This is a genomic window from Microbacterium sp. 05N427, assembly GCF_056397105.1.
In genome coordinates, this window is sequence record NZ_JBFTMT010000001.1 from 371515 (window position 1) to 397326 (window position 25812).

The 25812-nt window shown below is 68.7% G+C and carries 23 protein-coding genes and 1 tRNA gene; 12 read left to right on the forward strand and 12 right to left on the reverse strand.

The window, feature by feature from the left end; translation table 11 throughout:
• Positions 1-24 precede the first annotated feature (24 nt).
• Together AC1DG4_RS01800 and AC1DG4_RS01805 are read right to left on the reverse strand one after the other, a co-directional pair.
• The gene (locus AC1DG4_RS01800) at positions 25-942 is read right to left on the reverse strand and encodes a cyclase family protein (RefSeq protein ID WP_477377456.1); all 918 of its coding nucleotides are present in this window, start codon (positions 940-942) and stop codon (positions 25-27) included.
• A gap of 116 nt (positions 943-1058) precedes the next feature.
• Complete coding sequence (locus AC1DG4_RS01805) at positions 1059-1376, reverse strand: DUF2853 family protein (RefSeq protein WP_477377454.1); 318 nt, start codon at positions 1374-1376, stop codon at positions 1059-1061.
• 170 nt (positions 1377-1546) lie between these two features.
• Here AC1DG4_RS01805 and AC1DG4_RS01810 point away from each other — a divergent pair, with 170 nt between their 5' ends.
• From AC1DG4_RS01810 to AC1DG4_RS01820, 3 genes are all read left to right on the forward strand, one after another.
• Positions 1547-1969, forward strand: coding sequence for a MarR family winged helix-turn-helix transcriptional regulator (locus AC1DG4_RS01810; protein ID WP_477377452.1), 423 nt, complete (start codon positions 1547-1549; stop codon positions 1967-1969).
• A 46-nt stretch (positions 1970-2015) separates the two neighbouring features.
• Positions 2016-2660, forward strand: a complete 645-nt coding sequence (locus AC1DG4_RS01815; RefSeq protein WP_477377450.1) for a hypothetical protein — start codon at positions 2016-2018, stop codon at positions 2658-2660.
• A 216-nt stretch (positions 2661-2876) separates the two neighbouring features.
• On the forward strand, positions 2877-3377 hold the full coding sequence (locus AC1DG4_RS01820; RefSeq protein ID WP_477377448.1) for a hypothetical protein: 501 nt from the start codon (positions 2877-2879) through the stop codon (positions 3375-3377).
• Positions 3378-3446: 69 nt separating this feature from the next.
• Here AC1DG4_RS01820 and AC1DG4_RS01825 read toward each other — a convergent pair whose 3' ends face one another.
• From AC1DG4_RS01825 to AC1DG4_RS01855, 7 genes are all read right to left on the reverse strand, one after another.
• On the reverse strand, positions 3447-4217 hold the full coding sequence (locus AC1DG4_RS01825; protein ID WP_477377446.1) for an IclR family transcriptional regulator: 771 nt from the start codon (positions 4215-4217) through the stop codon (positions 3447-3449).
• 13 nt (positions 4218-4230) lie between these two features.
• The gene (gene kduI / locus AC1DG4_RS01830; protein ID WP_477377444.1) at positions 4231-5067 is read right to left on the reverse strand and encodes a 5-dehydro-4-deoxy-D-glucuronate isomerase; all 837 of its coding nucleotides are present in this window, start codon (positions 5065-5067) and stop codon (positions 4231-4233) included.
• A complete protein-coding gene (locus AC1DG4_RS01835) occupies positions 5064-6146 on the reverse strand; it encodes a glycoside hydrolase family 88 protein (RefSeq protein WP_477377442.1) in 1083 nt (360 codons plus the stop codon). Before AC1DG4_RS01835 ends, kduI begins: the two co-directional genes overlap by 4 nt.
• Complete coding sequence (locus AC1DG4_RS01840; protein WP_477377440.1) at positions 6147-8840, reverse strand: hypothetical protein; 2694 nt, start codon at positions 8838-8840, stop codon at positions 6147-6149.
• A 328-nt stretch (positions 8841-9168) separates the two neighbouring features.
• Entirely contained in the window at positions 9169-10035 is an 867-nt protein-coding gene (locus AC1DG4_RS01845) for a carbohydrate ABC transporter permease (protein WP_477377438.1), read from the reverse strand.
• The gene (locus AC1DG4_RS01850; RefSeq protein ID WP_477377436.1) at positions 10032-10946 is read right to left on the reverse strand and encodes a carbohydrate ABC transporter permease; all 915 of its coding nucleotides are present in this window, start codon (positions 10944-10946) and stop codon (positions 10032-10034) included. Before AC1DG4_RS01850 ends, AC1DG4_RS01845 begins: the two co-directional genes overlap by 4 nt.
• On the reverse strand, positions 10943-12265 hold the full coding sequence (locus AC1DG4_RS01855; protein WP_477377434.1) for an ABC transporter substrate-binding protein: 1323 nt from the start codon (positions 12263-12265) through the stop codon (positions 10943-10945). Before AC1DG4_RS01855 ends, AC1DG4_RS01850 begins: the two co-directional genes overlap by 4 nt.
• Before the next feature lie 230 nt (positions 12266-12495).
• On the opposite strand from AC1DG4_RS01855, the gene AC1DG4_RS01860 reads away from it, so the two are divergent.
• Positions 12496-13209, forward strand: coding sequence for an SDR family oxidoreductase (locus AC1DG4_RS01860; protein ID WP_477420382.1), 714 nt, complete (start codon positions 12496-12498; stop codon positions 13207-13209).
• Positions 13210-13270: 61 nt separating this feature from the next.
• Here the strand turns inward: AC1DG4_RS01860 and AC1DG4_RS01865 are convergent.
• A tRNA-Gly gene (locus AC1DG4_RS01865) sits at positions 13271-13344 on the reverse strand.
• A 530-nt stretch (positions 13345-13874) separates the two neighbouring features.
• Between AC1DG4_RS01865 and AC1DG4_RS01870 the strand changes: the two genes are divergently transcribed.
• The 5 genes from AC1DG4_RS01870 (at position 13875) to AC1DG4_RS01890 (ending at position 20814) form a co-directional block, all read left to right on the forward strand.
• Positions 13875-14375, forward strand: coding sequence for a hypothetical protein (locus AC1DG4_RS01870; protein ID WP_477377430.1), 501 nt, complete (start codon positions 13875-13877; stop codon positions 14373-14375).
• 235 nt (positions 14376-14610) lie between these two features.
• A complete protein-coding gene (locus AC1DG4_RS01875) occupies positions 14611-18060 on the forward strand; it encodes an immune inhibitor A domain-containing protein (RefSeq protein ID WP_477377428.1) in 3450 nt (1149 codons plus the stop codon).
• A 193-nt stretch (positions 18061-18253) separates the two neighbouring features.
• Positions 18254-20191: a potassium transporter Kup gene (locus AC1DG4_RS01880; RefSeq protein WP_477377426.1), complete on the forward strand. Its 1938-nt coding sequence runs from the start codon at positions 18254-18256 to the stop codon at positions 20189-20191.
• Positions 20192-20261: 70 nt separating this feature from the next.
• Complete coding sequence (locus tag AC1DG4_RS01885; RefSeq protein WP_477377424.1) at positions 20262-20540, forward strand: type II toxin-antitoxin system RelE/ParE family toxin; 279 nt, start codon at positions 20262-20264, stop codon at positions 20538-20540.
• Positions 20515-20814, forward strand: coding sequence for a HigA family addiction module antitoxin (locus AC1DG4_RS01890; RefSeq protein WP_477377422.1), 300 nt, complete (start codon positions 20515-20517; stop codon positions 20812-20814). The genes AC1DG4_RS01885 and AC1DG4_RS01890 overlap by 26 nt, the downstream gene beginning before the upstream one ends.
• Positions 20815-20871: 57 nt before the next feature.
• On the opposite strand, the gene AC1DG4_RS01895 is transcribed toward AC1DG4_RS01890, so the two are convergent.
• Both AC1DG4_RS01895 and AC1DG4_RS01900 read right to left on the reverse strand, forming a co-directional pair.
• Positions 20872-21282, reverse strand: coding sequence for a RidA family protein (locus AC1DG4_RS01895; protein ID WP_477377420.1), 411 nt, complete (start codon positions 21280-21282; stop codon positions 20872-20874).
• Positions 21279-22055 (reverse strand): IclR family transcriptional regulator, encoded by a 777-nt coding sequence (locus AC1DG4_RS01900; RefSeq protein ID WP_477377418.1) that lies wholly within the window; start codon positions 22053-22055, stop codon positions 21279-21281. Before AC1DG4_RS01900 ends, AC1DG4_RS01895 begins: the two co-directional genes overlap by 4 nt.
• A gap of 162 nt (positions 22056-22217) precedes the next feature.
• On the opposite strand from AC1DG4_RS01900, the gene AC1DG4_RS01905 reads away from it, so the two are divergent.
• From AC1DG4_RS01905 to AC1DG4_RS01915, 3 genes are read left to right on the forward strand one after another with little or no spacing between them, the layout of a single operon-like run.
• Positions 22218-23522: a type III PLP-dependent enzyme domain-containing protein gene (locus AC1DG4_RS01905; protein WP_477377416.1), complete on the forward strand. Its 1305-nt coding sequence runs from the start codon at positions 22218-22220 to the stop codon at positions 23520-23522.
• A 2-nt stretch (positions 23523-23524) separates the two neighbouring features.
• On the forward strand, positions 23525-25147 hold the full coding sequence (locus AC1DG4_RS01910) for an N-acyl-D-amino-acid deacylase family protein (protein ID WP_477377414.1): 1623 nt from the start codon (positions 23525-23527) through the stop codon (positions 25145-25147).
• The gene (locus AC1DG4_RS01915; RefSeq protein ID WP_477377412.1) at positions 25144-25800 is read left to right on the forward strand and encodes a bifunctional 4-hydroxy-2-oxoglutarate aldolase/2-dehydro-3-deoxy-phosphogluconate aldolase; all 657 of its coding nucleotides are present in this window, start codon (positions 25144-25146) and stop codon (positions 25798-25800) included. Before AC1DG4_RS01910 ends, AC1DG4_RS01915 begins: the two co-directional genes overlap by 4 nt.
• Positions 25801-25812: the final 12 nt, after the last annotated feature.

A 25812-nucleotide genomic window follows, 5' to 3' on the forward strand; every position in this document is an offset into this window, starting at 1 on the left:
GCAGCGCTCGCGAACAGGATCCGCCTAGATGACCGCGTGCGCCCGTACCGGGAAGGTGCCGAACCCGGACACGGCGGGCGGAGCGGCGGTGAACCGCGCGCCGCGGGCCGGGAGCGATCCCAGATCGGCCAGGTGCTCGACGACCGGGATCCCCGCGGCGAGCAGGATCGAGTGCGCGGGACGCTCGCCGCCGGATTCGGTGTCGTCGATGTTGAGCGAGTCGATGCCGACCAGTGCCACCCCGGCGTCGGCGAGGAACTGCGCGGCCTCGCCGGTGAGGAAGGGCGCACCCCGGCCGTACGTCGGGGTGCCGAAATGCCGGTCCCAGCCCGTGTGCAGAAGTACGGCCGTGCCGCGCAGGTCGCGGTCGGCGAGGGTCGCGGATCCGATCCCGCGGCTTTCGGACGACCAGGTGTCGGTGAGGTGGAAGACCTCGGCGGGCAGGTCGACGAGCTTCTCGAGCGGGAGTGAGGAGAGGTCGCCGCCGTCGGCGTAGCGATGGAACGGCGAGTCGATGTACGTGCCCGTGTTGCCGATCATCGTGATGACGTCCATGGCGAACTCGGTGCCCTGCGCGTACTTCGCGCGGGAGTCATCCCGCGTGAGGAACGGCGTGATCTCGGGCGCCGGCAGGCCGGGGTAGGTGATCAGACCCGCGTGGATCGCATGCGAGAGGTCGACGATCCGCCGCTCGGGGGCCACGGCCGGGGCGTCGACGCCCCGGCTGCCGCGGTGCTGTTCGGCGACGATCCGGAGGTCGCTCAGCACGACCGAGTCCACGAGCGCGAGGCCCAGATGGCGGACCAGGAGCAGGCCGATCGCGTCGGCGTCGAGGTCGGGCGAGGGCAGATCGAGGCGGAACCCCTCGCCCTGGATGCCGCCGCCGTTCGCGAAGGCGATCTCGAAGTCGAAGTGCGCGCGGTACTCGAGGGGTTCGGTCATCCCGCCAGTATGGCGAGGATCCGAGGGGAGCGGGCTTGCGGCGGAACGGCGCTGTCACGAAAGGACCCGCACCTGCCAGGGCGGGTGCGGGTCCTTCCGATCTTCGAGAGCGGGGCTCAGTGGAACAGGCCCAGCTTGCCGAACTTCTCGGCGAGCAGGTAGTACACCGTGATGCGGCTCTTGGTGCGGTCCGCCTTCATGGTCTCCTTGACCTCGTCGAGTGCGGCGTCGAGTACCGCATCCGACTCGGTGAGGCCGAGCTTGTTCTTGAGGAAGTTGGTCTTGACGGTCTCGACCTCGTCCTGGTCCGAGAACGCGACGTATGCCGAGTCCTGGCTGCTCATCACGAGCCGGTAGGTCTTGAGGAGGCCCTCGATCGCAGCATCATCGGCGTTGGGGCGGTAGATCTTGACGTCAGCGGCCCAGTCAGCCATAGGTGAACTCCTTTACGTCCGGCCCGGCTCGATATGCCGCGCTCGCCAGAGATCGTAGACGTCCTGACCGAACAGCGAAAGACGCACCGCGGAACTGAGGTCGTGATCGGTGGGCGGCGGATCCCGGACGGGTCTTGACCGTCAATAACTTAAGCACTTAAGTTAGTGACATGGCCGACTTCTCCCACCTGCTGCATGAACTGGTGATGACGATGGATGCGCAGGGGGAGCGCAAGCTCGCTCCGTTCGGGTTGTCGATGCGCCGATTCGTGACCCTCACGATCGTCGGCGAGCACCCGGGCGTCGTCGCGCGAAGGCTCGCCGAGGCGGTCGGGGTCACCGAGGCGGGGATGAGCGGCATCATCCGCGACCTCGTCGACGCCGGACTCATCCGCGCCGAGGGGGTTCGCGGAGCAGGACGCGCCAAGCCGGTCGTGCTCACGCGCGCCGGCGAGCGGCGTCTGGCGGAGGCGACGGCGGCGCTCGGAGGATCGTTCGATGACGTCGTGCGCGCCGCGGGAGAGGATCCGGACGACCTGTCCGCCCGGCTCGCCCGTGTGATCGCCCAGCTGAACGCGGACCCCGCGGACTGAGCCGCGCCGAGGGCAGACAGGATTCAGAGTTTCGGAAAGGAACACCGTGGACACCATTCACTCCCAGCCGGCCGCGCTCGTCGCGGCCATGTTCGCGCTCGTCCTCTGGGCCGCGCGGATCGTCGTGTTCGCACGGCTGCACACGATGCGCCCGCCGGCGCACCTCCTAGGCGACACCGTCAGCGACTACGCGAACGGGCCGACCCTTCGGCTGTTCCGGGTGATGAGCGTGATCACTGCGGGAGCGTGGACCGCGACGGCCTTCGCCGTGCTGCTCGGGCTCGGCTCATGGGACTACCGGATCCCTTGCTTCGTGATCCTGCTGGTCGCCGCCGTCACGCCGTTGCTCATGATCGCCGCTCCCATCCCGCCGCGGGGGACCCGCCTCGGCGTGCAGGGGATCGTGCACTACGCGCTCGCGATCATCAACTTCGCGGCGGCCTACAGCCCGGCCGATCGGATCGCCGCGCTCGTGCAGCGCATCGCGGCGCAGGCCGGCTCGCCGTTGCTCGCCGTCATCGGCGGAGTGCTCGGCGTACTCGCCATCGTGATCCTGGTCGCGCTCATCGCCCTGATCGCGAGTCTCGTTCTGCCCAAGCTCCGCCGGATCGTGGGCCTCACCGAGCGCGCGTTCCTGTGGTCGGTCGTCGTCTTCTACACGCTCTTCACCGCGGCGCTGGTGTTCGGCTGAGCGCGCCGGGATCGTCCCGACGCCTCTCGAGGGCATCGGGCCCGGCCGTACCGTAGGCTGACCACGAATGCGGTGCCCTCGACGTCGTCGAGGGAGCCTGGGGCCGCACTCCTGAGGGGTCGTCGTACCGAGGACTCCCGCTCGACTTTCATGCACTGGGGGCTTGAAATGACGTCATCGCGTGTCGAGAAGAGCGGGGTATCGCGTCGCACCGTTGTGAGATCCGCCGTCTGGTCCGTCCCGGTCATCACGGCGGCGGTCGCGATGCCGCTGGCCTCGGCATCGGCCCCCATCGCTCAGCAGAACGTGCAGATCGGGTCGAGCTGCTGGGAGGTGAACTTCGGCGGCGTCCTGCTCTCCTACCCGCAGTACACGATCACCGCGATCGGGAACCCGGTGAAGGCGGGATCCTCGTTCCTGCTCACCGGCGGGGGCGTCGGCAACCTCCTCGTCGGGGTGGCCGCGGGTGCGGGCGTGCTCACCCTCCTCAGCTCGACCGAGATGAGGTTCGTGCTGACCCAGGACATCGCCGCAGGGCAGTCCGCCGGGCTCAAGGTCGAGGGCCTGCGCAGGCCGCAGACCTCGGATGCGTACATCCTCGCGATCGAGAACGTCATCGGCAATGCGAACAGTAACCGCGCCGATGACGCCTCCGGGCAGAACCTCTGGGGCCGCTTCTCCGACTTCCTGGGGTTCGTCGTCGGCATCTGCGGCTGACGGATCTGGGAAGCGGGGGGAGGCGCCGGTCGGCAGGGCGAGGGCGGGCGCGGCGAGGGCGCCGGGGGTTCAGGCGGCGCCGAGGCTGGCGCTGATCCCGCTGGCGGCCTCGATGACGTGCGTCGCGAGTGAGGTGAGGCGGGAGAGGGGCATCTCGAACTCGAGGGCGGAGACGCTCACGCCGCCGATCGCGCGCCCCCCGGCATCGACGATGCACGCTCCGACGCAGCGCAGTCCCACTTCGTTCTCGCCCTCGTCGATCGCCCACCCGCGCTTGCGAGTCGCATCGAGGTCGGCGAGGAGTGAGCCCAGAGTGCGGTGTGTGCCCGGCGTGACGGGCCGCATGCCGGTCCGCTGGAGGATCTGCTGCACCTCGTCATCGCTGAGTCGGGCCAGGACCGCCTTGCCGATCGATGTGGAGTGCAGCGGCACGCTCCCGCCGACCCGCGAGACCATGCGATAGGACCCGTGTCCGTCGAGTTTGGCGGCGTACACGACCTCGTCCGCGTGGATCACTCCGAGGTGCACCGTCATCCCTGTCATCTGGCGCAGCCGTTCCAGGTGCGGCCTGGCCTGCAGGACGATCTCGGCGTCGTCGCGCAGCAGACCGGAGATGGCATGCATCTTCGGTCCCGGGTGGTAATGGCGTTCCTCGTCCTGGTAGACCCATCCGCCCTCGCCGAGGTCGGCGAGGATTCGGTGCACCGTGCTGTATGACAAGCCCGTCGCACGGGAGAGGTCGGAGAGGCGCTCGTTGGAGATGACCGCTTCCAGCACGGAGAGGCCCTTCAGCAAGGCGGAGAGGGGCGGCTCGGAGGCGGTCTTGTCGGAGGCTGCCATGATCAGAATTCTGTCACTTGATGTCCACCACCCTGACATGATCCATGTCGTCGTAGGCGGCGTTCTCGCCGGCCGTGGCCCAGACGAAGCTGTACGGGCCGGTCCCGGCGCCGAAATGCATCGACCAGCTCGGTGAGACGACGAGATCGCGATCGGCGACGACGAGATGGCGACTCTCGTCGACTTCGCCCATCATGTGGAAGACGCGGTCGGCGGGATCCATGTCGAAGTAGAGGTAGCACTCCGTGCGACGGTCATGGGTGTGCGGCGGCATGGTGTTCCAGGTGCTGCCGCGGTGCACCGTCGTGAAGCCGAAGGCGATGCTCGCGCTTGCCGTGCGGCCCTCGATGATGCACTGGTTCAGGGTGCGGCTGTTCGCTGTCTCCGCGGAGCCGAGCTCGACGACGTTCATCTCGTCGTGGCTGATGCGTGCGTTCGGATGCGTCTGGTGCACCACGGCGGTGAAGACGTAGAACGCCGCCGGGTCGGCCGGATCGTCGGACGAGAACGACACGTCCCGTGTCCCGCGTCCGAGATAGAGGGCCTCGGTGTGCGAGAGCGGGTAGGCGACGCCGTCGGCAACGACCGCACCAGGGCCGCCGATGTTGAGGATTCCGGCCTCGCGGCGCTGCAAGAGGAACTCTGCCCTGACTTCGTCCGGAGCCGGCAGCTCGACCGGGTCGGCGAGGGGCACGACTCCGAAGGCGAGAATGCGGTCCGCGTGCAGATAGGTGCCGCGGGCCTCCCCGGGCTGGAACAGATCGCCGTCGAGGAAAGCGCGGCGCAGCTGTGCGGTGTCCATCGCTGCGACGGCCTCTGGGCTGTGCGCGTAGCGGGTGTGAACGGTCATGCGAAGGTGTCCTTCCTGAGGTGTGCGGTCTCTCGCCAGGCGGCGAGCGCTTCCATGGTCAAGCCCTGCCCCCATGGCTGCGGGCGGTCGTCGCGGATGACGGAGTAGCCGAACGGGATCAGCTGGAGGATGGTTCCGGCGCTGACCCTGGTGAGCAGACCGTCTTCCACGTAGGCGAGCGAGCCGAGCACGGCCCGCTCGCCGGCCGCGGCGAGCCGGTCCCGGACGATCCCGTCGCTGAGCGCGGCCGTGCGTAGGAGCGCTGCGCCGAGACCCGCGGCCGCGGAGGTCTCAAGAATTCCCCTCGTCTCGGGGGCGTCGTCGAGGAGCACGTCCCACACGCCATGGTCGGGCTGCCGGCGGGCCGCGCTCTCCAGCAGGCGGACGAGGCGCTCGCGTACCTCGGCGGATCCTGTGGCGGCGAGGATGTCAGCCCCCGAGAGGGCGAACCAGGCGTTCGCGCGCCCCCAGTGGCAGGGGATCCTGATGCCGTGGTGGGTTCCGTGCGCGAGCAGCCCCGTCGTTTCATCCTGGAGCAGCTCGGCGTGTGCGATCCACTGGCGCTGAGCCTCGACGACGAGGTCTTCCCGGTTCAGGACCGCGCCGGCGCGCAGCAGGAACTGCCCCGCCATGTAGACCGTGTCGGCCCACACCCCTCCGGGCCAATGCTCCAGGGCCCCGCCGGCGTCCCGCGTCGCCTCGGGCGCCGACTCGTACCAGGCCAGGCACTCGTCCAGCAGACGCCGATACTCGGGACGGGGGTCGCGGCGGTGCAGCTCGGCGAGGGCGGCACCGGGGGCGAGGTTGTTCACGTGTTCCAAAGTGGGCGGGGCGTCGCGGTACTCCGCCATGAAGGCCGCGACCTCCGCAGGATCGTGCTCTCCGCGAGCACGCGACAACCGCACCAGCGCGAGCAGGCACACGCCCTCGCCCCAGAACCAGCGCGACAGCCCTTGGTTACGGGTGGCGTCGCGCACCGCGTGCTCGAGATCGCCCTGCACCAGGGTGAACGCCTCGCGCGTGAGTGGGGCGAGCGCCGGCTCGGCGAGCTCGGAGGAGGAAAGGTCTTCCCCGGCCATTCAGCTCACCGCCTCTGCGGCGGCGATCGCGCCGGCGATGTCGAGCACGAGCTCCGAACCGGCCCAGGACACGGTGGCGCGCTCGTCGCCGAAGCCCAGGGTCACCGCGGGGTTCGTCAGGTGCGGATCCTCTTCCGGCCGACCGTCGTGGAAGCCGGCGGGTGCGCCGTCGATGAGGAAAGGGTCGTCGAACGACAGCTCCAATCGCGCGGCACTCTTGCGGCGCCAGTCGACGCTGTCACCGTCGCCCCACTCCGGAGTCGATGCCGCGACGTGCCTCATCCACTCCGAGAAGGCGCCGTCCACGGCGTGCCGTCCGGAGACGGCCACCCAGGCTGCTCCGCTGCGGGCGGGGAGCCATTCCTGATGCGCGGTGTCGCCCGTGGTGACGGGCCGAACGCCGCCGGGCGTCGCGACGGCGACGTATCCGTCTCCCCTGCGGCCGAAGATCCAGTCCCCGGTGACGACGACATCGTCGAACTGCTCGGCGGGGAACCACAGATGCGTATAGCCTGCGGGGTCCGTCGGCGTGAAGCGCTGAAGATGCACCACGGCGTTGCCGTGCTGATGCACCCGGCCGAGCACTCGATGCCCCACCCACCCGTTGGGACGGGCGCTGGATCCTGTGTCGGCGTTGGCCGGGTGCGTGACGAACACTTGAATCTCTCGTCCCAGCGTGACGCCCCACAGGTGCTCCTGCAGCCCCGGGAGGCCGGCGCGATAGTCCTGGACGCTCGACACCATCCCGTCGGGAGTGCGATGGATCCGGAGGTCGGAGCGGTATGGACGCTCCAGCAGGTCACGCTCGAACGCGAGCCTGCCGCGGTAGACCTGGCGCCCCTCCCACTCGTCGGGGATCTCCGTCACGAGCGAACGGACGACACCGGGGATCGCATAGCGGCGCGCGAGCGCCAGTGCCGTCACGGGCAGCACGGCGTCGTTGAGCGTGCCGACTCCGCCGATGAGCCGCAGGATCGGCGAGGTCTCCTCGAACCGGCTGCTGCGCAGGGTGTGCACGTAGGAGCGCCCGTGCGCCGCGCCGTGGATGCCGCGCCAGGAGTTGGATGCGAGCGTCACCAGGATCTTGTCCAGCAGCGTACGCGCGGCCCGTGTCAGATTCTCGTCGGCGCAGAGCTCGACGAGGGCGGCGAGCGCGTAGGAGTCGATCGCGAGGTACGCGTTGGAATCGAACTCGCTGAAGCCGCCCTGCAGCTTGCGCGTGATCCACGCGGCGGCGCGCGCCCGTCCATCCTTCGCGTGCTGAGCGCCGAGGCGGCCGTCGACGGGGAAGACGTCCTCGTCGAACGCCTCTCCGGCGAGGGCCTCGGCGACGTGCCAGACCAGCTGGTGGTTCTCCGTGAAGTAGCACATGGCATCGAGGCCGGGCTGCGTGATCCAGTACTTCATGCCGATCAGTGCCTCCCTCACCGTCTCCCGGAGGCCTGCGTCCCAGTTCTCGGCCGGGATCCACTGCCAGGCGAAGAGCAGGGCGACGACTTCGAAGTCGGCGCAGTCGCCGCGCGTGAGCACCCGGTGCAGCGCTGAGGCGAGGTCGTCCGCCGTCACGCGGGTCGCGGGGTCGAGGGAGTGGCGGGCGAGCACGCCCGCCACCCCGGTCTCTCGGCCGCTCCTGCCGATGTGGGTCAGGATCTCCCGGCGCCAGTCGGCGGGAGATCCTTCCGCACGCTCCGTGCTCGCCTCCGGCAGTCGCGCGACCCGGAGCATCACGGTTTGCGGGCAGCGCGGGTCATCGATGCCCACCTCGACCACAGACTCGCCGGAGCTCAGCATCGAGGCGCCGGCGGAGCGCGCGACATCCGCGCCCTCGTCCTGCTCCTCCCTCGCACCGGACAGGGAGTACTCCGCGATCCCGCCGGAGTCGGTGCGGATCCGCTGCCAGCCCTGATCGCCGACTCGCACCCTCAGCGCGACTCCTGCGGGTCCGGTCAGCTGCGCACGATCGTCGCTCAGCGCCCAGGATGTCGAGGCGATGCTGGTGAGAACGGTCTCCGCGAGACGGGCTGCCGACTCGTCCGCCCCCGGTGACGGCAGCACGACCCGCACGGGGAGCCCGACGACGCGCAGCCGTGCGATGTGACGGCACTCCCGGAAGGCCACCTGCCAGGTCGCGAGGTGGACCGTGGTGGTGCGGGAGGGGATCCGCACGCGGACGCTGTGCCGTTCCGGCTCCATGTACGACACCGAGCCTCCCCGGAGGACGACATCCCCGTCGAGCCAGAGGATGAACGGGCCTGTGGTGTGCACCTCGAGGGTCCGCCATTCGGATTGATCCACCTCTATCACCGTGGTGGCGAGCGACGCCCGGTATTCCGGGGTGAAGCAGAAGGCGGACCAGTCCAGGAAACCATCCCACCCGGTGCGCGCTCGCGCCCATGACGACTCATGGTGCACGCCGAACGCCTCCCAGCCGATCTCCGCACCCTCCGACGGCGTCGGCAGCGCCTGGCCGTCATCGACGGGATGCGCCGCGAGCAGCCTCTCCTTGAAAGCGCTGACGTCCGGACCGTTGGTGAGGATCCACCGTCCGTCGCCCCACGGCTCTCCGGCGGATGCCAGGAATGCGTCCAGGTCGGTGCAAGGGATCGCCCAGGCGGGCGAGATGAGCCAGTCCCGCACGGTTCCTTCGGCGTCGGTCAGGTGTACGGTGCGGTCTGTCGCGCCCGTGTCAGTCATGGAAGGAGATCTCCTGTTGGTGCTCGGTCTGCTGGTCATCGGTGGTCCGTGAGGGCGAATGTCGGGCGGTGCAGCTGCCTGACCGGAGGGTCTGCCCGTCGGTTCCGACCCGCCCTCCGCAGCGCGGGCAGGTGTCCGGATCCTTAGTGGTGACATATGAGTCCATCAGTCCTGGCCTCTCGTTGCGGGGTGATGTCGTGGAGTGTGATGTCGTGGAGTGTGAGGTGGTGGCGGGCTGCTGTCCCGCCACCACCCGTTCATCGCGCCGCCCGGGAAAGGTCAAAACTCGAGTGGGCGATGTCTGGTCGCTCGGCTGATGCGAGCGGGGCTATTTGCCGCCGGTGTTGGCGATTCCCGTCGCGATCTGCCGCTGGAAGAACAGGTAGATGATCAGGACGGGAAGGATCGATACGACGCTCATCGCGAGGATGAGGTTGAACGGGACCGTCTCCTCGGCGTTGAATCGCGCCAGCGCGACCGGGAGCGTATACACGTCCGAGCTCTGGGCGACGATCAAAGGCCAGAGGAAATCGTTCCAACGCCACATCACGGAGAAGATGGCGACGACGGCGAGCGCCGGCGTGCACAGCGGGAGGACGATGCGCAGGAACGTGCGGAACTCACCGGACCCGTCGACGCGGGCGGCCTCGATCAGTTCGTCGGGGATGCTCAGCATGTACTGGCGGAGCAGGAACACGCCCGTGGGAGTCGCGGCCGCGGGGATGATCATGCCCCATAGGGTGTTCACCAGCCCGAGACCGGCGACGACCTGATAGACGGGGATCAGGATGACCTGAAGCGGGATCATGATCGTCGCGAGCGTCAGCACGAACAGGAACGTCTTGCCGCGGAAGTTGTACTTCGCCAGCGCGTAGGCCGCCATCGAGTTGATGGCGAGGGTGAGGGCGGTCGCCGCGATCGTGACCACGACGCTGTTGCGCAGATAGGTCGTGAAGTCGAAGCGGGTGAGGGCCTCGGTGAAGTTCGTCAACGCCCAGGAATCCGGAAGGAAGCCCGGCGGACGCGCGGCGAGTTCCGTCGGAGACTTGAACGCGCCGAGCAGCGTCCACAGCACGGGGATCAGGGCGACGAGGGAGCCCGCGGTGAGCACGACCACACGAAGCACATCCGAGAGCCGGGTCTTGCCGAGGGAGGTCCAGGTGCGACGGGGCGCACCCGCGGGTTGAGCGCTCATACCGCTTCTCTCTTCCTGCTGATCAGCCAGTTGATGATCGTGATCACGAACACCACGAGGAACAGCAGGACGCCGCCGGCCGACGCGATGCCGTAGCGGATCGGCGATTGGAACCCGTTCTCGTAGATGTACTGCACGATCAGCATCGTCGCGCCGACGGGGCCGCCGCCGGTCAGGGTGTAGATGAAGTCGAACGACTGGAACCCATGGATCGTGGCCAGCACGACGACAACGACGATGCTCGGCTGCAGCATCGGGAGCGTTATCGAGCGGAACTGGGTCCACGCCGACGCACCGTCCATACGGGCGGCTTCGTACAGGGTGGGATCGATCGACTGAAGCCCGGCCAGGAGGATCAGCATGTAGAAGCCGACCTGCATCCAGATCCCGACGGCGACGATCGCGACCATCGCCCAGGTGCTGTCGACCAGCCACGGGATCTCCCCGACCCCGAGCCAGCTCAGCCAGGTGTTGACCGCACCGCTCTTGCGCTCCAGCATCCAGCCCCAGACGAGACCGACGACGACCGGGGAGATGAGCACGGGGATGAAGAAGGCGCTGCGGAAGAAGACCTTGAAGCGCTTCTGCGCCTCGATCAGTACGGCGAGTCCGATGCCCAGCACCGTCGACAGCAGCACGAAGGCGATCGCGTAGACGACCGTGTTTCGCGCCACCGACCAGAACTGGGCGTCAGTGAGGATGGTCGTGTAGTTCCCCAGCCCCACGGGCTTGAACGTGCGGCCGTTGCTGGAGGCGTACATCGACATGTTGAAGCCGTTGAGTGCAGGCCAGACGGTGAACATCCCGAAGATGAGCATGTTCGGGAAGAGGAAGATGTACGGCGCGAGGCGGAGCCCCCAAGGGGCCCGCTTGCGCCGGTTCAGCGCAAGCGGGACGGCGACGGTGGTCATTGCTTCGTCTCCGCCACCAGCTGGTCGATCTTCGTGGACAGATCCTTGATCGCCGCGGAGAGATCCTTCTGGCCCGCGACCACCGCCGAGATCTGGTTGACCAGCTCGGTGGCCGATCCGGTGAAGGCCGGGTTGCCGATGGTGCTGAAGTCCGCCTCGGGGGTGCGCTTGAGTTCGGCGTTGAACACGTCCATCGCGGCTTGCGTTTTTGCGTCACCGTACTTCACGCCCGACTTCGCGAGGTCGGCGCGGGTCGGCAGGGATCCGGCAGCGGTGACGAACGTGGTCTGGTTCTCCGCAGAGTTCATGAACTTGACGAACTCGGCCGCGAGGGCGGGATTCTTCGACTCCTTGAACGCGGCCATGAACTTGCCGCCGGGGAAGCCGCCGCACTCCTTGGCGCAAGCGTTCGGGGCCACAGCCCAGTTGAAGCTGGCGTTCTGCACGAATTGGCTGACCTGCCAGTTGCCGGACAGGTACACGGGCGTGTCCCCGGTCAGGAAGATCTCGTTCGCCCCCTTGTACTTCGAACCCGAGCCGAGCCAGAAGTCCTTCGGCATCTTGTCGTCCTTCATCAGATCGACGAGCGGGCTGAGGGCCTTCTCCGCCTTGGCGGCATCGAGCGTGTTGCCGTCCGGACCGACAAGGGTGGTGCCGTACTCGCTGAGGACCGTGGAAAGCCGGTGACCGGACTTGTCCATCGCGAACGCGTAAGGGACGCCGGTCGCAGCCTGAACCTTCTTCGCGGCGGTGAGCAGCTCGTCCCACGTCCACGGCTTCTTCTCGTCGGGCAGCGCGACGCCGGCCTTCTTGAACAGGTCGACGTTGATGAACGGCGCGTTGATCGTGAGGTCGGAGGGGACGGCGATGAGTTGTCCCTTCGCGTTGGTCGCGGCGGCACGGGACCCCTGCAGGAATTCGTCCTTGAAGCCGGCCCCGGTGTAGTCGTCCAGGGGCAGCAGGTCATCACGGAACTCGCTGAGCGAGGAGAGCCGCACGACGTCGGGTGCGTTGCCGCCGGTGAGGCGGGCCTGGACGGACTTGATCAGGTCGCCGAACGCGAGGATCTCGAGGTTGACCTTGACGTCGTACTTCTTCTCGAACTTCGCGATCAGGTCACGGGTCCCCTTCTCGTCGGGGCCGTCGGTGAAGTAGACGTAGTTGAGGGTCTTGCCTGCGAAGTCCTTCGGATTCACCGAATGCGCGGGCGTGGGAGCAGCGTCGCTCTCGGCCGGACCCGGCGCACACGCCGTGGCGAGCAGCGCGATGGAGCTGAGTCCGACGATCAGGGGAAGCAAACGCGAACGTAGGCGAGCCACGGGTCCTCCTAGGGTGCGGGACGAGCCTCGATGCTCGTCCGTGTGGTTTGGTCCTCGGGTCAATGAGACGTATTGACCTCGACCCCATCTTGGACAATAGTTTCCCTGAAAGGAAAGCATTTTCTGTACAACAGAATTAATCTGGCCCTGCGGTCGGAGGACAGGGAGACGCGGTGGAGCACGAGGTTCGCAGCGGGAGGTCGCGAGCGCTAGAAGGTCGTCACGCACTGGTGACGGGGGGTGGATCGGGGATCGGGCTGGCGTGCGCACGACGACTGGCGTACGACGGTGCACGCACGACGATCCTCGGGCGAGCCAGCGCCGTGGACGCGGCTGCTGCGTTGCGCGCGGAAGGACTGGACGTGGACGCGGTGGAGTGCGATCTCTCGGACGTCGCCGCGACACGAGACCTCGCGGGCCGCCTCGCTGTCGAGGACCCGATCGACGTGCTGGTGAACAATGCCGGGATCATCTACCGGGAACCGGCCGCGACACACGATCCGCGGGAGTGGGAACGGGTGCTCGACGTCAACCTCAGAGCGGTCTGGGCCCTCACCCAGCCGCTCGGCGCGGCCATGGTCGAGCGCGGATTCGGAAGGGTCGTCACGATCGCTTCCCTGCTCTCGTTCCAAGGTGGCATCAACGTCGTCTCGTACGCGACGACGAAGCACGCCGTCGTCGGCATGACCAAGACCCTTGCCAACGAGTGGGCCGCGCGCGGGGTCACGGTGAACTGCATCGCGCCGGGCTACATCTCGACGAACAACACGACGGCACTGCGTGAGGACGAGGCGCGAGAGGCCGAGATCCGTTCCAGAATCCCGGCGGGGCGCTGGGGTACCCCCGAAGAAGTCGCGCACGCCGCGGCCTTCCTCGTCGGGCCCGACGCCGGCTACGTCAACGGGCACACCCTCGTCGTCGACGGCGGCTGGCTGGCACGATAGCCGCACGCCGTTTGCCGTCGTAACCGGCGTTCTTGTGGCGCGAGCTCGCGGATGAGCCATGTGGAGGGGCTGACGGGAATCGAACCCGCGCTATCTGCTTGGGAAGCAGAAGTTCTGCCATTGAACTACAGCCCCGCACGTCGATGACGCCTGGCCAGCATAACAAACGCGCGCGGGATCCCGGACGCGCGCCGTCCCCAGCGTCGGTGCTGGGGATGTCGGCGCCCCCTCATGGTGTCGGCGCCCCCTCGTGGGTGCGTCCTTGCGAGGGGGCGCGGGTGCTGGGAGGGGGCGCCGACTCGTGGGGGTGTCCCTGAGAGGGGCGAACGCCCGGTGAGGGAGCCGTACTCGCGCCGTCCCCAGCTTCGGTGCTTGGGAACGTCGGCGCCCCCTAGTGGTGTCGGCGCCCCCTCGTGGGTGCGTCCGTACGAGGGGGCGCGGGTGCTGGGAGGGGGCGCCGGCCCGCAGGCCTGCCGGGGCGAGGGGGCGCCGGCCCGCCGACCTGCCGACGCAGGCGGCGGCATCTCGGTGCGGTCACGATCGCGCCGGATCCGCCGACCCGGTCCGAAGCTATGCATCAGCTCGGAATAGGGTGGAAGGCGATCACGGCTGTCGCGCCCTCACGGACCGGCAGCCACATCCATGCAGAGACCGGAGAGCTCACCATGAACAAGGCAACCCTGACCCGTATCGGCGGCCTCGCCGCAGCGATCGTCCTCACCGCGACCATGACCGCCTGCTCGGGCGGCCAGAGCGTGGCCGACGCGTGCAAGATCGCCAACACCGAGATGAACAAGGCCACCTCGAGCATCTCGAGCGACGTCAACTCGGCCATGCAGCAGGCCACCCAGGGCGAGAAGGTCGACTTCGCGGAGATCTTCGCGCCCGTGCAGAAGGGTCTCGAGGAGGCCGGCAAGAAGGTCACCAACGAGGCCGTGAAGGCGCCGCTGACGGCGTTCGCGACCGAGTTCAACGGCTTCGTGAAGGTCTTCGACGGCTTCGAGATGCCCGACCTGAAGAACATCGACGCCACCGACCCTGCCGCGATGGACAAGCTCAAGCAGGCCCAGGACAAGGCCCAGGAGATCTCGACCAAGGCACAGGACGCCAGCGCGAAGCTCACCGAGCAGGGCAAGAAGCTGCAGGAAGTCTGCAACAAGGGCTGATCGGGCCGCATCCTCGGATCGAGGGTGCGCAGCTAGGGCGTCGCGGGAGAAGAATCCTGCGGCGCCCTTTCGCGTCGGCTCGGAGGTGCGCGCCCAGGAAGTTCCTTCTTTATCAGCTGATTCTCTTCCCTTGCATAGGGGTTTCACGGTATTCCTGGAACTTGTGTGCGCCAGATCGGCGCATGACGTACGCATCGCCCGGGAACCGTCGTGGCGATGCCTGGAGGGAGAATCGATGTCAGAAAAGAGCGCACACGCACGACGACGTGCAGTGGCGACGACTTCGGCGTTCGTGCTCGCCGCCGCTGGGGTGGCGACGTTCGGGGCCGTTCCCGCGAGTGCGGCGCCGCCGAGCGCTGCGCCGCCGAGTGCCCAGGCGGCGGGCGCGAGCTCCTCCGCGGCGGCGAACGGCATCGCGGGCAAGAGCGGCGCCAGCGATCATTACATCAACTACGTGGCTCCTCGGGCCGAGGCGTTCACGGACGCGTCCGACGACCAGCCGGTCGCCGACCTGGGGGGCGGCGCGAGCACGCGGAAGGCGGTCAGCGACGCCGCGTTCGATCGCGCCAAGGAGAACGACCAGAAGCACGCACAGGGCAACCCGGTCGCGGCCGAGCAGCTCGCCAAGACCGAGGCGGAGGCGGTGCAGACCGGCGAGAGCCCGAAGAACCTCAAGCACGCCGACAGCACGCAGCAGGCCAAGCTCCTGACCATCCTCGTCGAATTCGACGGCACGGAGGACTTCTCCGGCCTGCAGGTGCCGACCGGGTTCGGAGCGACGGACTGCAAGCCGGGCGATGTGCAGGGCCCGACGCTGCACAACAACATCCCGAATCCCGCAGACGCGGCCCACAAGGACAACAACACCATGTGGGTGCCCGACTTCTCGAGCGACTTCTACAACAGGATGCTCTTCTCCGACGACGGCATCACCGAGCGGGTGCGGACCGACCTGACGGGCCTGGACGGCCAGCCCGGCTTCGACATCTCCGGCCACACCATGAAGAAGATGTACGAGGAGATGTCGCGCGGCGCCTACTCGCTCTCCGGTGAGGCCACGGCCTGGGTCAAGGTCCCGCACTCCGAGGGGTACTACGGGGCCACCGTCTGTCACATCGACCCGAAGACCGGCGAGTACACGGCCGGACCCATGCAGGACATGCAGGGTCACCCCGACAACCCGCTCGGCCCTGGCCAGCTGCCCATCGACGCCGTCGCGGCGCTCGCGCAGCAGAACCCGGACTTCCCGTGGGCCGACTACGACCTGGAGGACCAGGGCGACCGCGACGGGGACGGCAACGTCCACGAACCGGACGGCATCGTCGACCACGTCGTGCTCGTGCACGCCGGTGAGGACAAGTCCGGCGGCGGCGGCAAGGAGGGCACCTACGCGGTCTGGGCGCACTCGTCCGACGTCGCGGGTGGCGCCACGATTCCCGGCACCGACTTCAAGATCCAGAACTACATCGTTCAGCCGGAGAACTCCGGCGTCGGCGTGTTCGCCCACGAGTACGGTCACGACCTGGGCCTTCCGGATCTGTACGACACGTCGAACGCGGGCAACTCCGACATCGACTTCTGGGACCTGATGAGCTCGGGTTCGCACTCGGGACCGATCTTCCAGTCGATGCCGACGCACATGGGCATCTGGGACAAGTGGGTGCTCGGCTGGGTCGACCCCGTGGAGATCAACCCGGGCGACGGCACCAAGACCATCAAGGTCGGCCAGGCATCCCGTCCCGCGAACGGCACGGAGGACGGCGTCAAGATCAACCTGCCGGACAAGCGCATCACCCTCGCCGAGCCGCACAGCGGATCCGAGATGTGGTACTCGAACGCCGATCAGGATTGGGCCGACGCGCAGCTGAAGCGCTCGATCGACAACGTGCCGGCCGGCGCGACCTTCTCGATGTGGAACGACTACGTCATCGAGGAGGACTGGGACTTCGGCTTCGTCGAGGTCTCGACCGACGGCGGATCCACCTGGACCGAGCAGAAGGTCTACGACGAGTCCGGTGCGCTGGTCTCGACGGATGACGGCTACAGCGACCCGAACGGGCGGATGAAGGACTTCGGCAACAAGAAGTACGGACTCACCGGTTCCACGGACGGCTGGCGTCACGATCACATCGACCTGTCGGCGTACGCCGGTCAGAACATCCAGGTGCGTCTGCGCCAGGCGACCGACGCGGCCTACGAGGATCGCGGCTGGTTCTCCGACGACTTCGCCCTGACGGCCGGCGGCGCCGACGTCTGGACCGATGACGTGGAGTCCGGCGACAACGGCTGGACCGCGACCGCAGGCACGTTCACCGACACCACGGGGGCGGGCTGGGTGCGCGACACGGGCACGCAGATCAAGGCGCAGTACTACCTGGTCGAGTGGCGCAACTTCGACGGCTTCGACGAGGGCCTGAAGTACGGCTACACCACGGTGTACAGCGACGCCGGATGGAAGGTCGAGAAGGTTCCGTACAACGCGCCCGGCGCGCTGGTCTGGTACCGCGACACCGCCTACGGCGACTCCAACCAGGTCACCTCGAACCTGACCAACCTGCCGAGCTACGGGGCGAAGGGCGGCCTGCTCCTCGTGGACAGCCACTTCGACCCGCTGCGTCGTACGGGGGCTGCGGCCGAGATGGATCCGTCCACGACGAAGAACATCTCCAGCCGTGCGCAGTCGTCCAACGCCGCGTTCGGTCTCACGCCCACTCTGCCGTTCAAGGACTGCCTGGTGGACGTGGACTTCAACGAGGCCTGCACCGACATCGCGGCCCAGACGCCGGTGAAGTCCTTCACCGACGACCAGGGCTGGGTGGCCGGGCTGGAGGTCCGCGACGGTCAGCTATTCAACCGCCTGCGCGACGCCTCGGTGGTCGTGCCCTCGGTCGACGGCGCGCCCTACAGCACGCGCGTCGTCAACCCGGACGGCACCCCGGCGACGGATCTGTACGGTCATGACCTCGGGTTCACCACGCTCGGCACCGGCAACCCTGCGGATGCGGGCGTCGGTTACGGCACCGTCGTCACCGTGAAGAAGTCGTTGCAGAACAACACGGCAGCGCTCCTCACCGTTCGTGCTCCGCTCTCCGAGGATCCGGCGAAGCCGGACGCGCCGGCGATCACGTCACCGGCGAACGGTGCGAAGCTCGACGAGGCGCCTGCCTCCGTCAGCGGCACCGGCGTCCCCGGGGCGGATGTGGTCGTCACTCTCGACGGCGCGGAGGTCGCGGCCAAGGCCGGTGCCGCCAAGGCCGCTGCCGCGAAGGCAGCGGCGCCCGCGGCGGAAGCCGCGAGCGCGACGGTCGTGGACGAGGACGGCACCTGGTCCGTCGCACTGCCGCCGTCGGTCGCCTCGGGATCGCACACGATCTCCGCGGTGCAGACCTACGGCGGCGTCAGCAGCGCGGCCGCGGAGAGCACCTTCGTGGTGGCCGACGTGGTGACCCCGACGCCGACCCCGACCCCGACGCCGACCACCCCGGGCGGCGGGGATCCCGGCACGGGCGGCAACCACGGCGGCACCCACAACGGCAACCTCGCCGCCACCGGTCTCAACGGCGATGCGCTGCTGACGACCGGCATCATCGGCGGAGTGCTCGTGCTGCTCGCCGGTGCCTTCCTGGTGATGTCCCGCCGACGTCGGCGCCTTCAGGGCGACACGACGGCCGACCCGATGAGCTGATCGGACCGGCAGGAATGTTCCGGAGCGCCGGTCCCGATGTCCGCATCGGGGCCGGCGCTCCCACGTTCACGGGGGCGCGCCCGGTGTCGTGCCCCACCTCGTGAGGATCTCGTGAGGGCCGCTTCGGCACGCCGTGTGAGGATTCCGTGAGGGGCGCCCGGTGGCGCGGGAATCCGGCCCTAGGCTTCGTCGTGTGAGCAGCCAGTCCGTCATCGGCGCGAAGAGCGCAGCACCCGCGAGGAGCCCCCTCCGGCTCGCGCTGATCGTGGGCGCTCTCGGCGTCGTCTTCGGCGACATCGGCACCAGCCCGATCTACGCCCTGCAGACGGTGTTCAACCCTGATGATCCGCACCCGATCCCGCTCACGACGGACAACCTGTACGGGATCGTCTCGCTCATCGTGTGGTCGGTGATCCTGATCGTCACAATCACCTACGTGCTGCTCGCGATGCGGATGGACAACGACGGCGAGGGCGGCATCATGGCGCTGCTGACCTTGCTGCGCCGCTGGGCGCCGAAGGGACGCACGCGCACGGTCGCGGTCCTGTCCGGTCTCGCCGTGCTGGGAGCCGCGCTCTTCCTCGGCGACAGCATGATCACTCCGGCGATCTCGGTGCTCTCCGCGGTGGAGGGGTTGAAGACCATAAATCCGGGCCTGGAGGAGTGGATCGTCCCCATCACCGCCACGATCCTGCTGATCCTCTTCCTCATCCAGAAGCTCGGGAGCGCCGTGGTCGGACGGCTGTTCGGGCCGATCATGGCGGTCTGGTTCATCGTCATAGGAGTCCTCGGGATCGGCGGGATCACGCACGACCCGCAGATCCTGCTGGCTCTGCTGCCGACCTATGCGGTCGAGTTCATGGTCGGCCACTTCGACATCGCGTTCTTCGCGCTCGCCGCCGTGGTCCTGTCCGTCACCGGCGCCGAGGCGCTCTACGCCGACATGGGCCACTTCGGCCGCAAGCCGATCTCTTTCGCCTGGCTGTTCCTGGTCTTCCCGGCCCTGGCGCTCACCTACCTGGGGCAGGGCGCGCTGCTGCTGGAGGACAAGGCGAACATGTCCGCGCCCTTCTTCCTGCTCGCGCCCGAATGGGGTCGGATCGCGCTCGTCGTCCTGGCCACCATGGCGACCGTGATCGCCTCGCAGGCGGTGATCTCCGGCGCCTTCTCGGTGGCAGCTCAAGCGTCCGGACTCGGCTACCTGCCGAGGCTGCGCGTGACGCACACGTCGTCCGAGACGCACGGGCAGATCTACGTGCCGTGGATCAACTGGCTGCTCATGGTGTCGGTGATCACCCTGGTGTTCGTCTTCCGCAGTTCGGCGTCCCTCGCGTTCGCGTACGGAATGGCGGTCATCGGCACGATCACGATCACGACGCTCCTCTTCTTCTACCTGGCTCGGCGACGCTGGAAGACCCCCGGCTGGATCCTCGGGATCGGCGCCGTGATCCTGCTCGCGGTCGACCTGCTGTTCCTCGCCGCCAACGCCACCAAGTTCGTGCACGGAGCCTGGCTGCCGCTCGCGATCGGTCTCGCCGCGTTCATCGTCATGACGACCTGGCAGCGCGGACGGGCGCTCATCACCGCGCGCCGCACCGAGGCGGAGGGGTCGCTGGCCGACTTCGTGAGCAATCTGCGCACGCACCCGAAGCTCATCGACCGCGTGCCCGGCACGGCCATCTTCCTCAACCCCGGCGGCACCACGACACCGCTCGCGCTACGCGCCAACGTCGAGCACAACCACGTGCGCCACGCCAGGGTGATCATCCTGTCCGTGGACATCCAGAACGTGCCCCGCGTCACGCGGACGAAGCGCTGCACGGTCGACGACCTGGGGGATCCGACCGACGGGATCCTTTACATCTCCGCGAGGTTCGGCTATGCCGAGAAGCCCGATCTGCCCCGTGCCCTGCGCACCATCCCGCCGCACAAGACGCAGGGCTGGCTCGACCTGGACAACGCCACGTACTTCCTGTCGAAGATCGAGCTGCGCGAGGGGCGCAGAGGAGGAATGGCGCGGTGGCGCAAGCGGCTGTTCCTGGCGGCCTCGCACATCACGACCGATGCGAGCGACCACTTCGGGCTGCCCCGCGACCGGGTGATCGTGATGGGGTCGCAGATCGAGCTGTGAAGCGGATCGGGCCCTTCGAAAGTGGGTGCGATCACTCGCCCATACTTGCGCGTTGCGCTAGTATGATCTCGTGAGGTTCGCGGATCGAGACGTCGAGGAATTCTGGCTCGGCGGTCCTCCGCCCCGGCGTGTGCCGCCGGACGTTCGCAAGCGTCTGGTGCGCAAGCTTCAGATGCTGGACGCGGCCGGCGAACTCCACGACCTGAGGATCCCGCCCTCGAATCATCTGGAGAAGCTGCACGGTGACCGAGCGGGCAGTTACAGCATCCGTGTCAATGACCAGTGGAGGTTAGTCTTCGACTGGGAGGGAGGAGAAGCAGATCATGTCTCGTTCATCGACTATCACTGACGACCTGTCCACGCCGGGGGAGATCTTGCGTGAAGAGTTCCTCGAACCGCTCGGTGTGAGCCAGTACGAGCTTGCCAAGCGGATCCGTGTCGACCAGTCGCGTATCTCTCGCATCATTCGCGGTCGGCAGGCGATCACTGCGGACACCGCCCTGCGTCTGGCCGCGTTCTTCGGCACCACTCCGCAGTTCTGGATGCGTCTGCAGGAAGGGTACGACCTCGCCCGTGCTCGGGCGGAGACCCCGCTCGACGCCATTCATCCGCTCAGCGCCTGACCGAGCTCCAGGCGCTGAACCTCAGGGACCGAACGGGAAAATCGCGCAGCCGACGGCTCAGACGACGGCGAGCGCGTCGATCTCGACGAGCATCTCCTCGCGGGGCAGGCCCGTGAACACCGTGGTGCGCGAGGGGAGCACGCCGCTCGGGGTGTGCGTCGTGACGAACTCGCCGTAGGCCTCGTTCATGATCGGGAAGTCCTCGCGCTTGGTCAGGTAGACGCGCAGCATCACCACGTCGTCGAAGGTCGCTCCCGACGCCTCGACGATCGCCCGCACGTTCTCGAGCGTGCGGATGGTCTGCGCGGCGACATCGCCCTGGAAGAGGTACTCGCTCGTCGCCGGATCCACCGGGCCCTGGCCAGACACCTGCACGATCGGGCCCTTGCGCACTCCCTGTGAGAACACGTGTGCGGGGGCGGGGGCGTCGGTCGTGAGCACGCGCGTCTTCTGGTTCTGCTCGGTCATGGTCGATCCTCTCGGTCGGGGCGGGCGGGGCGCGGCGCCCAGCCCAGGTCTGCGGATGCCGCCTGCGTCGCCTCGACCAGCTGCGGCAGCAGCGCCAGCACCTCGTGCGCGGGTAATGACATGGTCGGCACCGATACCGACGCCGCGGCGACCACGGCGCCGCTGCCGTCGCGGATGGGTGCGGCGATGCAGTTGATGAAGCTCTCATGCTCGCCGCTGTCGCGGGCGAAGTCGTCGGCGCGCACGCGTTCGAGCTCGGCGAGGAAGTCCGCCGGGTTCGCGATCGTGCGCTCGGTGTACGGCACGTAGTCGATGTCCTCGGCGATCTCCCGCCGCGTGGACGCAGGCAGATCGGCGAGCAGCACCTTCGCCACCGCCGTGCTGTGCAGTGGGGCGCGCAGGCCCACGCGCGAGTACATCCGGATGCCCGTGCGCGCCTCGAGCTTGTCGATGTAGACGACATCGCCCGACTCGTAGGCGGCCAGATGCACCGTCTGTCCCGTGCGGTCGTTGAGCCGCTCGAGATGCGGGCGGGCCACCTCGCGCACATCGCGCTGGGCGAGGGCGGCGCCGGCGAGGTCGAACAGTCGGCTTCCGAGCCGGTAGCGATGCTGCACGTCGTGGGTCACGAAGCGCTGCGCCTCGAGCGTCTGCAGCAGGCGCAGCACGGTCGACTTGTGCACGCCGAGCCGTTCGGCGCACTCGTCCAGGGTGCGCGCGCCGTCCTGCAGGGCGACGAGCAGGTCCAGGGCGCGGGTCACGGTCTGGTTCATCGGGGACTCCTCCGCGGATCCTGACGTGCGGACGCCCGGACCGATCCTTCGTGAGAAGTCGTGGAGGAGACGTCGGACGCGGGCATGGATCGAGGATATCCGGCGGTGCAATTCGATGCAACGCTGATTGCATCGAACGCAACCGGGCGGCATCATGGAAGGGTGGAGACGTCTTCGAGTGGTGCCCGCCCGCTGTCCGTGCAGGACAAGTCCTTCCCGCCGTCCGCGCACGGACGCACGAGGGCGCAGTTCCTGGCGACGGAGCCCGCCCGTTCCGATTTCGCGACGCCTGTGCTCACGCTCGACGCGGGGGCGATGGCGCACAACGTCGCGCGTATGGCCGACTGGGCGCAGGAGGCCGGCGTGCTGCTGGCCCCGCACGGCAAGACGACGATGGCCCCCGCGCTCTGGCGGCAGCTGCTCGACGACCGTCCCCGGGGCGCCGGTGCGTGGGGCCTCACCCTCGCCACGCCGTGGCAGGCGCAGGTCGGCCGCGCTCACGGCGTGCGTCGCATCCTCGTCGCGAACGAGGTGGTGGACCCGATCGGGCTGCGCTGGATCGCCGACGAGCTGGCGGCGCACCAGGACGTCGAGATCCTGAGTTGGGCGGACGGGGTCGATGTCGTCCGCGCGATGGAAGCGGCCCTGAGCGGGCGAGTGCTCCGGCCCCTCCGCGTGCTCGTCGAACTCGGCGGAGCCGGCGGGCGCACGGGCGCCCGCGATCGCGCCACCGCGCGCACGATCGCAGAGGCCATCGCGGCCTCGCCCGTGCTCGAGCTGGCCGGCGTCGGCGGCTATGAGGGCGCTCTCGCGCACGACTCCGGTGACGCCGCGATCGCTCGGGTCGACGCGTACCTCGCAGAGCTCGCGGATCTTCATCGCGAGCTCGCCGACGCCGGACTCTATCCGGGAGGCGTGCGTCCCGTGGTCACCGCCGGCGGCAGCGCCTATTTCGACCGCGTCGGCGCCGTGCTGCCGCCGCTGTGCCCTGACGCGGACGTCGTGGTGCGCTCCGGCGCGTTCCAGATCCACGATGACGGCTTCTATGCGGGGATCAGCCCGATGGGCCGCACGATCGGCGATGCGCCGTTCCGCTCCGCGATGCATGTGTGGGCGCGGGTGCTGTCGCGGCCCGAGCCGGGGCTCGCGCTGCTCGACTGCGGACGCCGCGACGCCTCGTTCGACGAGGGACTGCCGGTCGCCCAGCGCATCGCAGGACGGGCGCAGGACGACGACGTGCTCGCGGGCAGCAACGTGTCCGCGCTCAACGACCAGCACCTGTTCCTCCGTCTCGGCGAAGAGGCCGTCGCCTCCGGCGCGGCGGCGCGGCTGCAGGTGGGAGACGTCGTGCGACTCGGCCTGTCGCACCCGTGCACGGTGCTCGACAAGTGGCGCCTGATCCCCGTCGTCGCGGACGCCGATGCGCCGGATCCCGCCGTCGTCGACGCCGTGGAGACCGTGTTCTGAGCATGACCCCCGCCTCCTCCGCACCGATGCTCCTCCGGCATGCGACCGTCGTCGACGGGACCGGATCCCCTCGACGCATCGCGGACGTCCTGCTGCGCGGCGACCGGATACAGGTGATCGCCCCGGCCGGCTCCCTGACCGCGGGCGATGGCACCGAGGTCTGGGAGGCCGAGGGCCTTGTGCTCGCCCCCGGCTTCATCGACATGCACGCGCACTCGGATCTCGCCGTGCTCGCCGACCCGTCGCACATCGCCAAGGTCGGCCAGGGGATCACCACCGAGGTCATCGGCCAGGACGGCATCGGCTACGCGCCGGTCGACGACGCGATCCTCGACGGCGTGCGCCGCCAGATCGCCGGCTGGAACGGGCACCCCGGGCTGGCGATCGGCTGGCGCGACATGGCCGGCTACCTCGACCGGCTCGCTCAGGGCACCGCCACCAACACCGCGGTTCTCGTGCCGCAGGGAAACCTGCGTCTGCTCACCGTCGGATCCGGCAGCCGAGCGGCGACGGGATCCGAGCTCGCCGACATGCGTGCGATCCTCGCCGACTCGTTGTCGGCCGGGGCGGTCGGGCTCTCCAGCGGCCTCACCTACGTGCCGGGGATGTACGCCGACACCGCAGAGCTGACCGCGCTCTGCGAGGTGGTCGCCGAGTCCGGCGGCTTCTACGCTCCGCACACCCGGTCCTACGGTGCGGGAGCGCTCGACGCCTACGCGGAGGTCATCGGCATCGCCCGGGAGACCGGCTGCGCCCTGCACCTCGCGCACGCGACGCTCAACTTCGCACCGAACGCGGGCGCGGCGCCGCGGTTCCTGGACCTCATCGACCAGGCGCTCGCCGACGGCGTCGACATCACGATGGACAGCTACCCCTACCTGCCCGGCGCGACCACTCTCGTGGCCCTCCTGCCCAGCTGGATCGCCGCCGGCGGTCTCGACGCGCTGCGTGACCGGCTCGCGGCCGGCGCCGACAGGGACGCCCTGGTGCAGGCCCTCGACGTGGACGGCTGCGACGGATTCCATGGTGAGCGCGCCGACTGGACCTTGATCCAGGTCTCCGGCGTGGGAAGTCCGGAGCTCGCCGGCCTGGTGGGTCGCACGATCGCTGAGATCGCCGCGTCGACCGGCGAGGAGCCGGTGGACGCCGTCATCCGGATACTCCTCGCCGACGGGTTCGCGACCGGGGTGCTCATGCACATCGGGCACGAGGACAACGTGCAGGCCATCATGCGCCACCCGCGTCACACCGGCGGCAGCGACGGGATCCTCGTCGGCGACCGCCCGCACCCGCGCTCATGGGGGACCTTCCCGCGCTACCTCGCCCGCTACGTGCGCGAACTCGGCGTGCTGACGCTGGAGGAGGCGGTCCGCCACCTCAGCGCCACCCCGGCCCGGAGGCTGCGCCTCGCTGATCGTGGCCTCGTGCGCGAGGGCTTCGTGGCAGACCTGGTGCTGTTCGATCCCGAGCGGATCCAGGACCGTGCGACGTTCGAGCAACCACGCCGGACGGCGGAGGGCATATCGGGCGTCTGGGTCAACGGCCGGCTCGCGGTCCACGACGGCGAACGCACCCAGAGCGTGTCGGGCCGGAGCCTGCGCGCGACGAAGGAGAGGACGCGATGAGCGCTGACATCGAGAACGACGCCGCCACGATGGACGACGTGATGGCGGTGCTGCGCCGAGACGCGGCGCTCGCGCTGCCGCGTCTCGCGCACATCCCGGATCCGCTGCCGTTGCTGGCGGCCCTCGCCGCGGGCGGGATCCATGTCGTCGAGTTCGCCTTCACCACGCCAGCGGTGACCGGACTCATCGCCGCGAGCGCCGAGGCCTCCGGAGTGCACGTCGGTGCGGGCACGGTCACGACCGCGGGCGAGGCGCGCGACGCGATCGCCGCGGGCGCCGCGTTCCTGGTGACCCCCGCCGTGATCGCCGAGGTGGCAGAGGTCGCGGAAGCGCACGGCGTACCCGTGATCATGGGCGCGTTCACGCCGACCGAGGCGCTCACCGCCGCGAGGCTCGGAGCTGCGGCCGTGAAGATCTTCCCCGCCGACACCGTGGGCGCCGGGTACTTCCGGCACCTTGCGGGGCCGTTCCCGCAGCTGCCCCTGGTCGCCTCTGGCGGTCTGCACGAGGGCAACGCGGCAGACTACCTGCGTGCGGGCGCGATCGCGGTGACGGCCGGATCCAGCGTCGTCTCGGCCGCCGACGTCGCTGCAGGCGACTGGGACGCGGTCACCGCGAAGGCGCGGGCCTTCCTCGCCGCCGCGCGCGGCTGACGCGCCTTCGCG

Bases quoted from the DNA above. Each gene is read 5' to 3' on its own strand.
- AC1DG4_RS01800 (WP_477377456.1), bottom strand. From the start codon at position 942: ATGACCGAACCCCTCGAGTACCGCGCGCACTTCGACTTCGAGATCGCC.
- AC1DG4_RS01805 (WP_477377454.1), bottom strand. From the start codon at position 1,376: ATGGCTGACTGGGCCGCTGACGTCAAGATCTACCGCCCCAACGCCGAT.
- AC1DG4_RS01810 (WP_477377452.1), top strand. From the start codon at position 1,547: ATGGCCGACTTCTCCCACCTGCTGCATGAACTGGTGATGACGATGGAT.
- AC1DG4_RS01825 (WP_477377446.1), bottom strand. From the start codon at position 4,217: ATGGCAGCCTCCGACAAGACCGCCTCCGAGCCGCCCCTCTCCGCCTTG.
- kduI (WP_477377444.1), bottom strand. From the start codon at position 5,067: ATGACCGTTCACACCCGCTACGCGCACAGCCCAGAGGCCGTCGCAGCG.
- AC1DG4_RS01835 (WP_477377442.1), bottom strand. From the start codon at position 6,146: ATGGCCGGGGAAGACCTTTCCTCCTCCGAGCTCGCCGAGCCGGCGCTC.
- AC1DG4_RS01840 (WP_477377440.1), bottom strand. From the start codon at position 8,840: ATGACTGACACGGGCGCGACAGACCGCACCGTACACCTGACCGACGCC.
- AC1DG4_RS01845 (WP_477377438.1), bottom strand. From the start codon at position 10,035: ATGAGCGCTCAACCCGCGGGTGCGCCCCGTCGCACCTGGACCTCCCTC.
- AC1DG4_RS01850 (WP_477377436.1), bottom strand. From the start codon at position 10,946: ATGACCACCGTCGCCGTCCCGCTTGCGCTGAACCGGCGCAAGCGGGCC.
- AC1DG4_RS01870 (WP_477377430.1), top strand. From the start codon at position 13,875: ATGAACAAGGCAACCCTGACCCGTATCGGCGGCCTCGCCGCAGCGATC.
- AC1DG4_RS01875 (WP_477377428.1), top strand. From the start codon at position 14,611: ATGTCAGAAAAGAGCGCACACGCACGACGACGTGCAGTGGCGACGACT.
- AC1DG4_RS01890 (WP_477377422.1), top strand. From the start codon at position 20,515: ATGTCTCGTTCATCGACTATCACTGACGACCTGTCCACGCCGGGGGAG.
- AC1DG4_RS01895 (WP_477377420.1), bottom strand. From the start codon at position 21,282: ATGACCGAGCAGAACCAGAAGACGCGCGTGCTCACGACCGACGCCCCC.
- AC1DG4_RS01900 (WP_477377418.1), bottom strand. From the start codon at position 22,055: ATGAACCAGACCGTGACCCGCGCCCTGGACCTGCTCGTCGCCCTGCAG.
- AC1DG4_RS01910 (WP_477377414.1), top strand. From the start codon at position 23,525: ATGACCCCCGCCTCCTCCGCACCGATGCTCCTCCGGCATGCGACCGTC.
- AC1DG4_RS01915 (WP_477377412.1), top strand. From the start codon at position 25,144: ATGAGCGCTGACATCGAGAACGACGCCGCCACGATGGACGACGTGATG.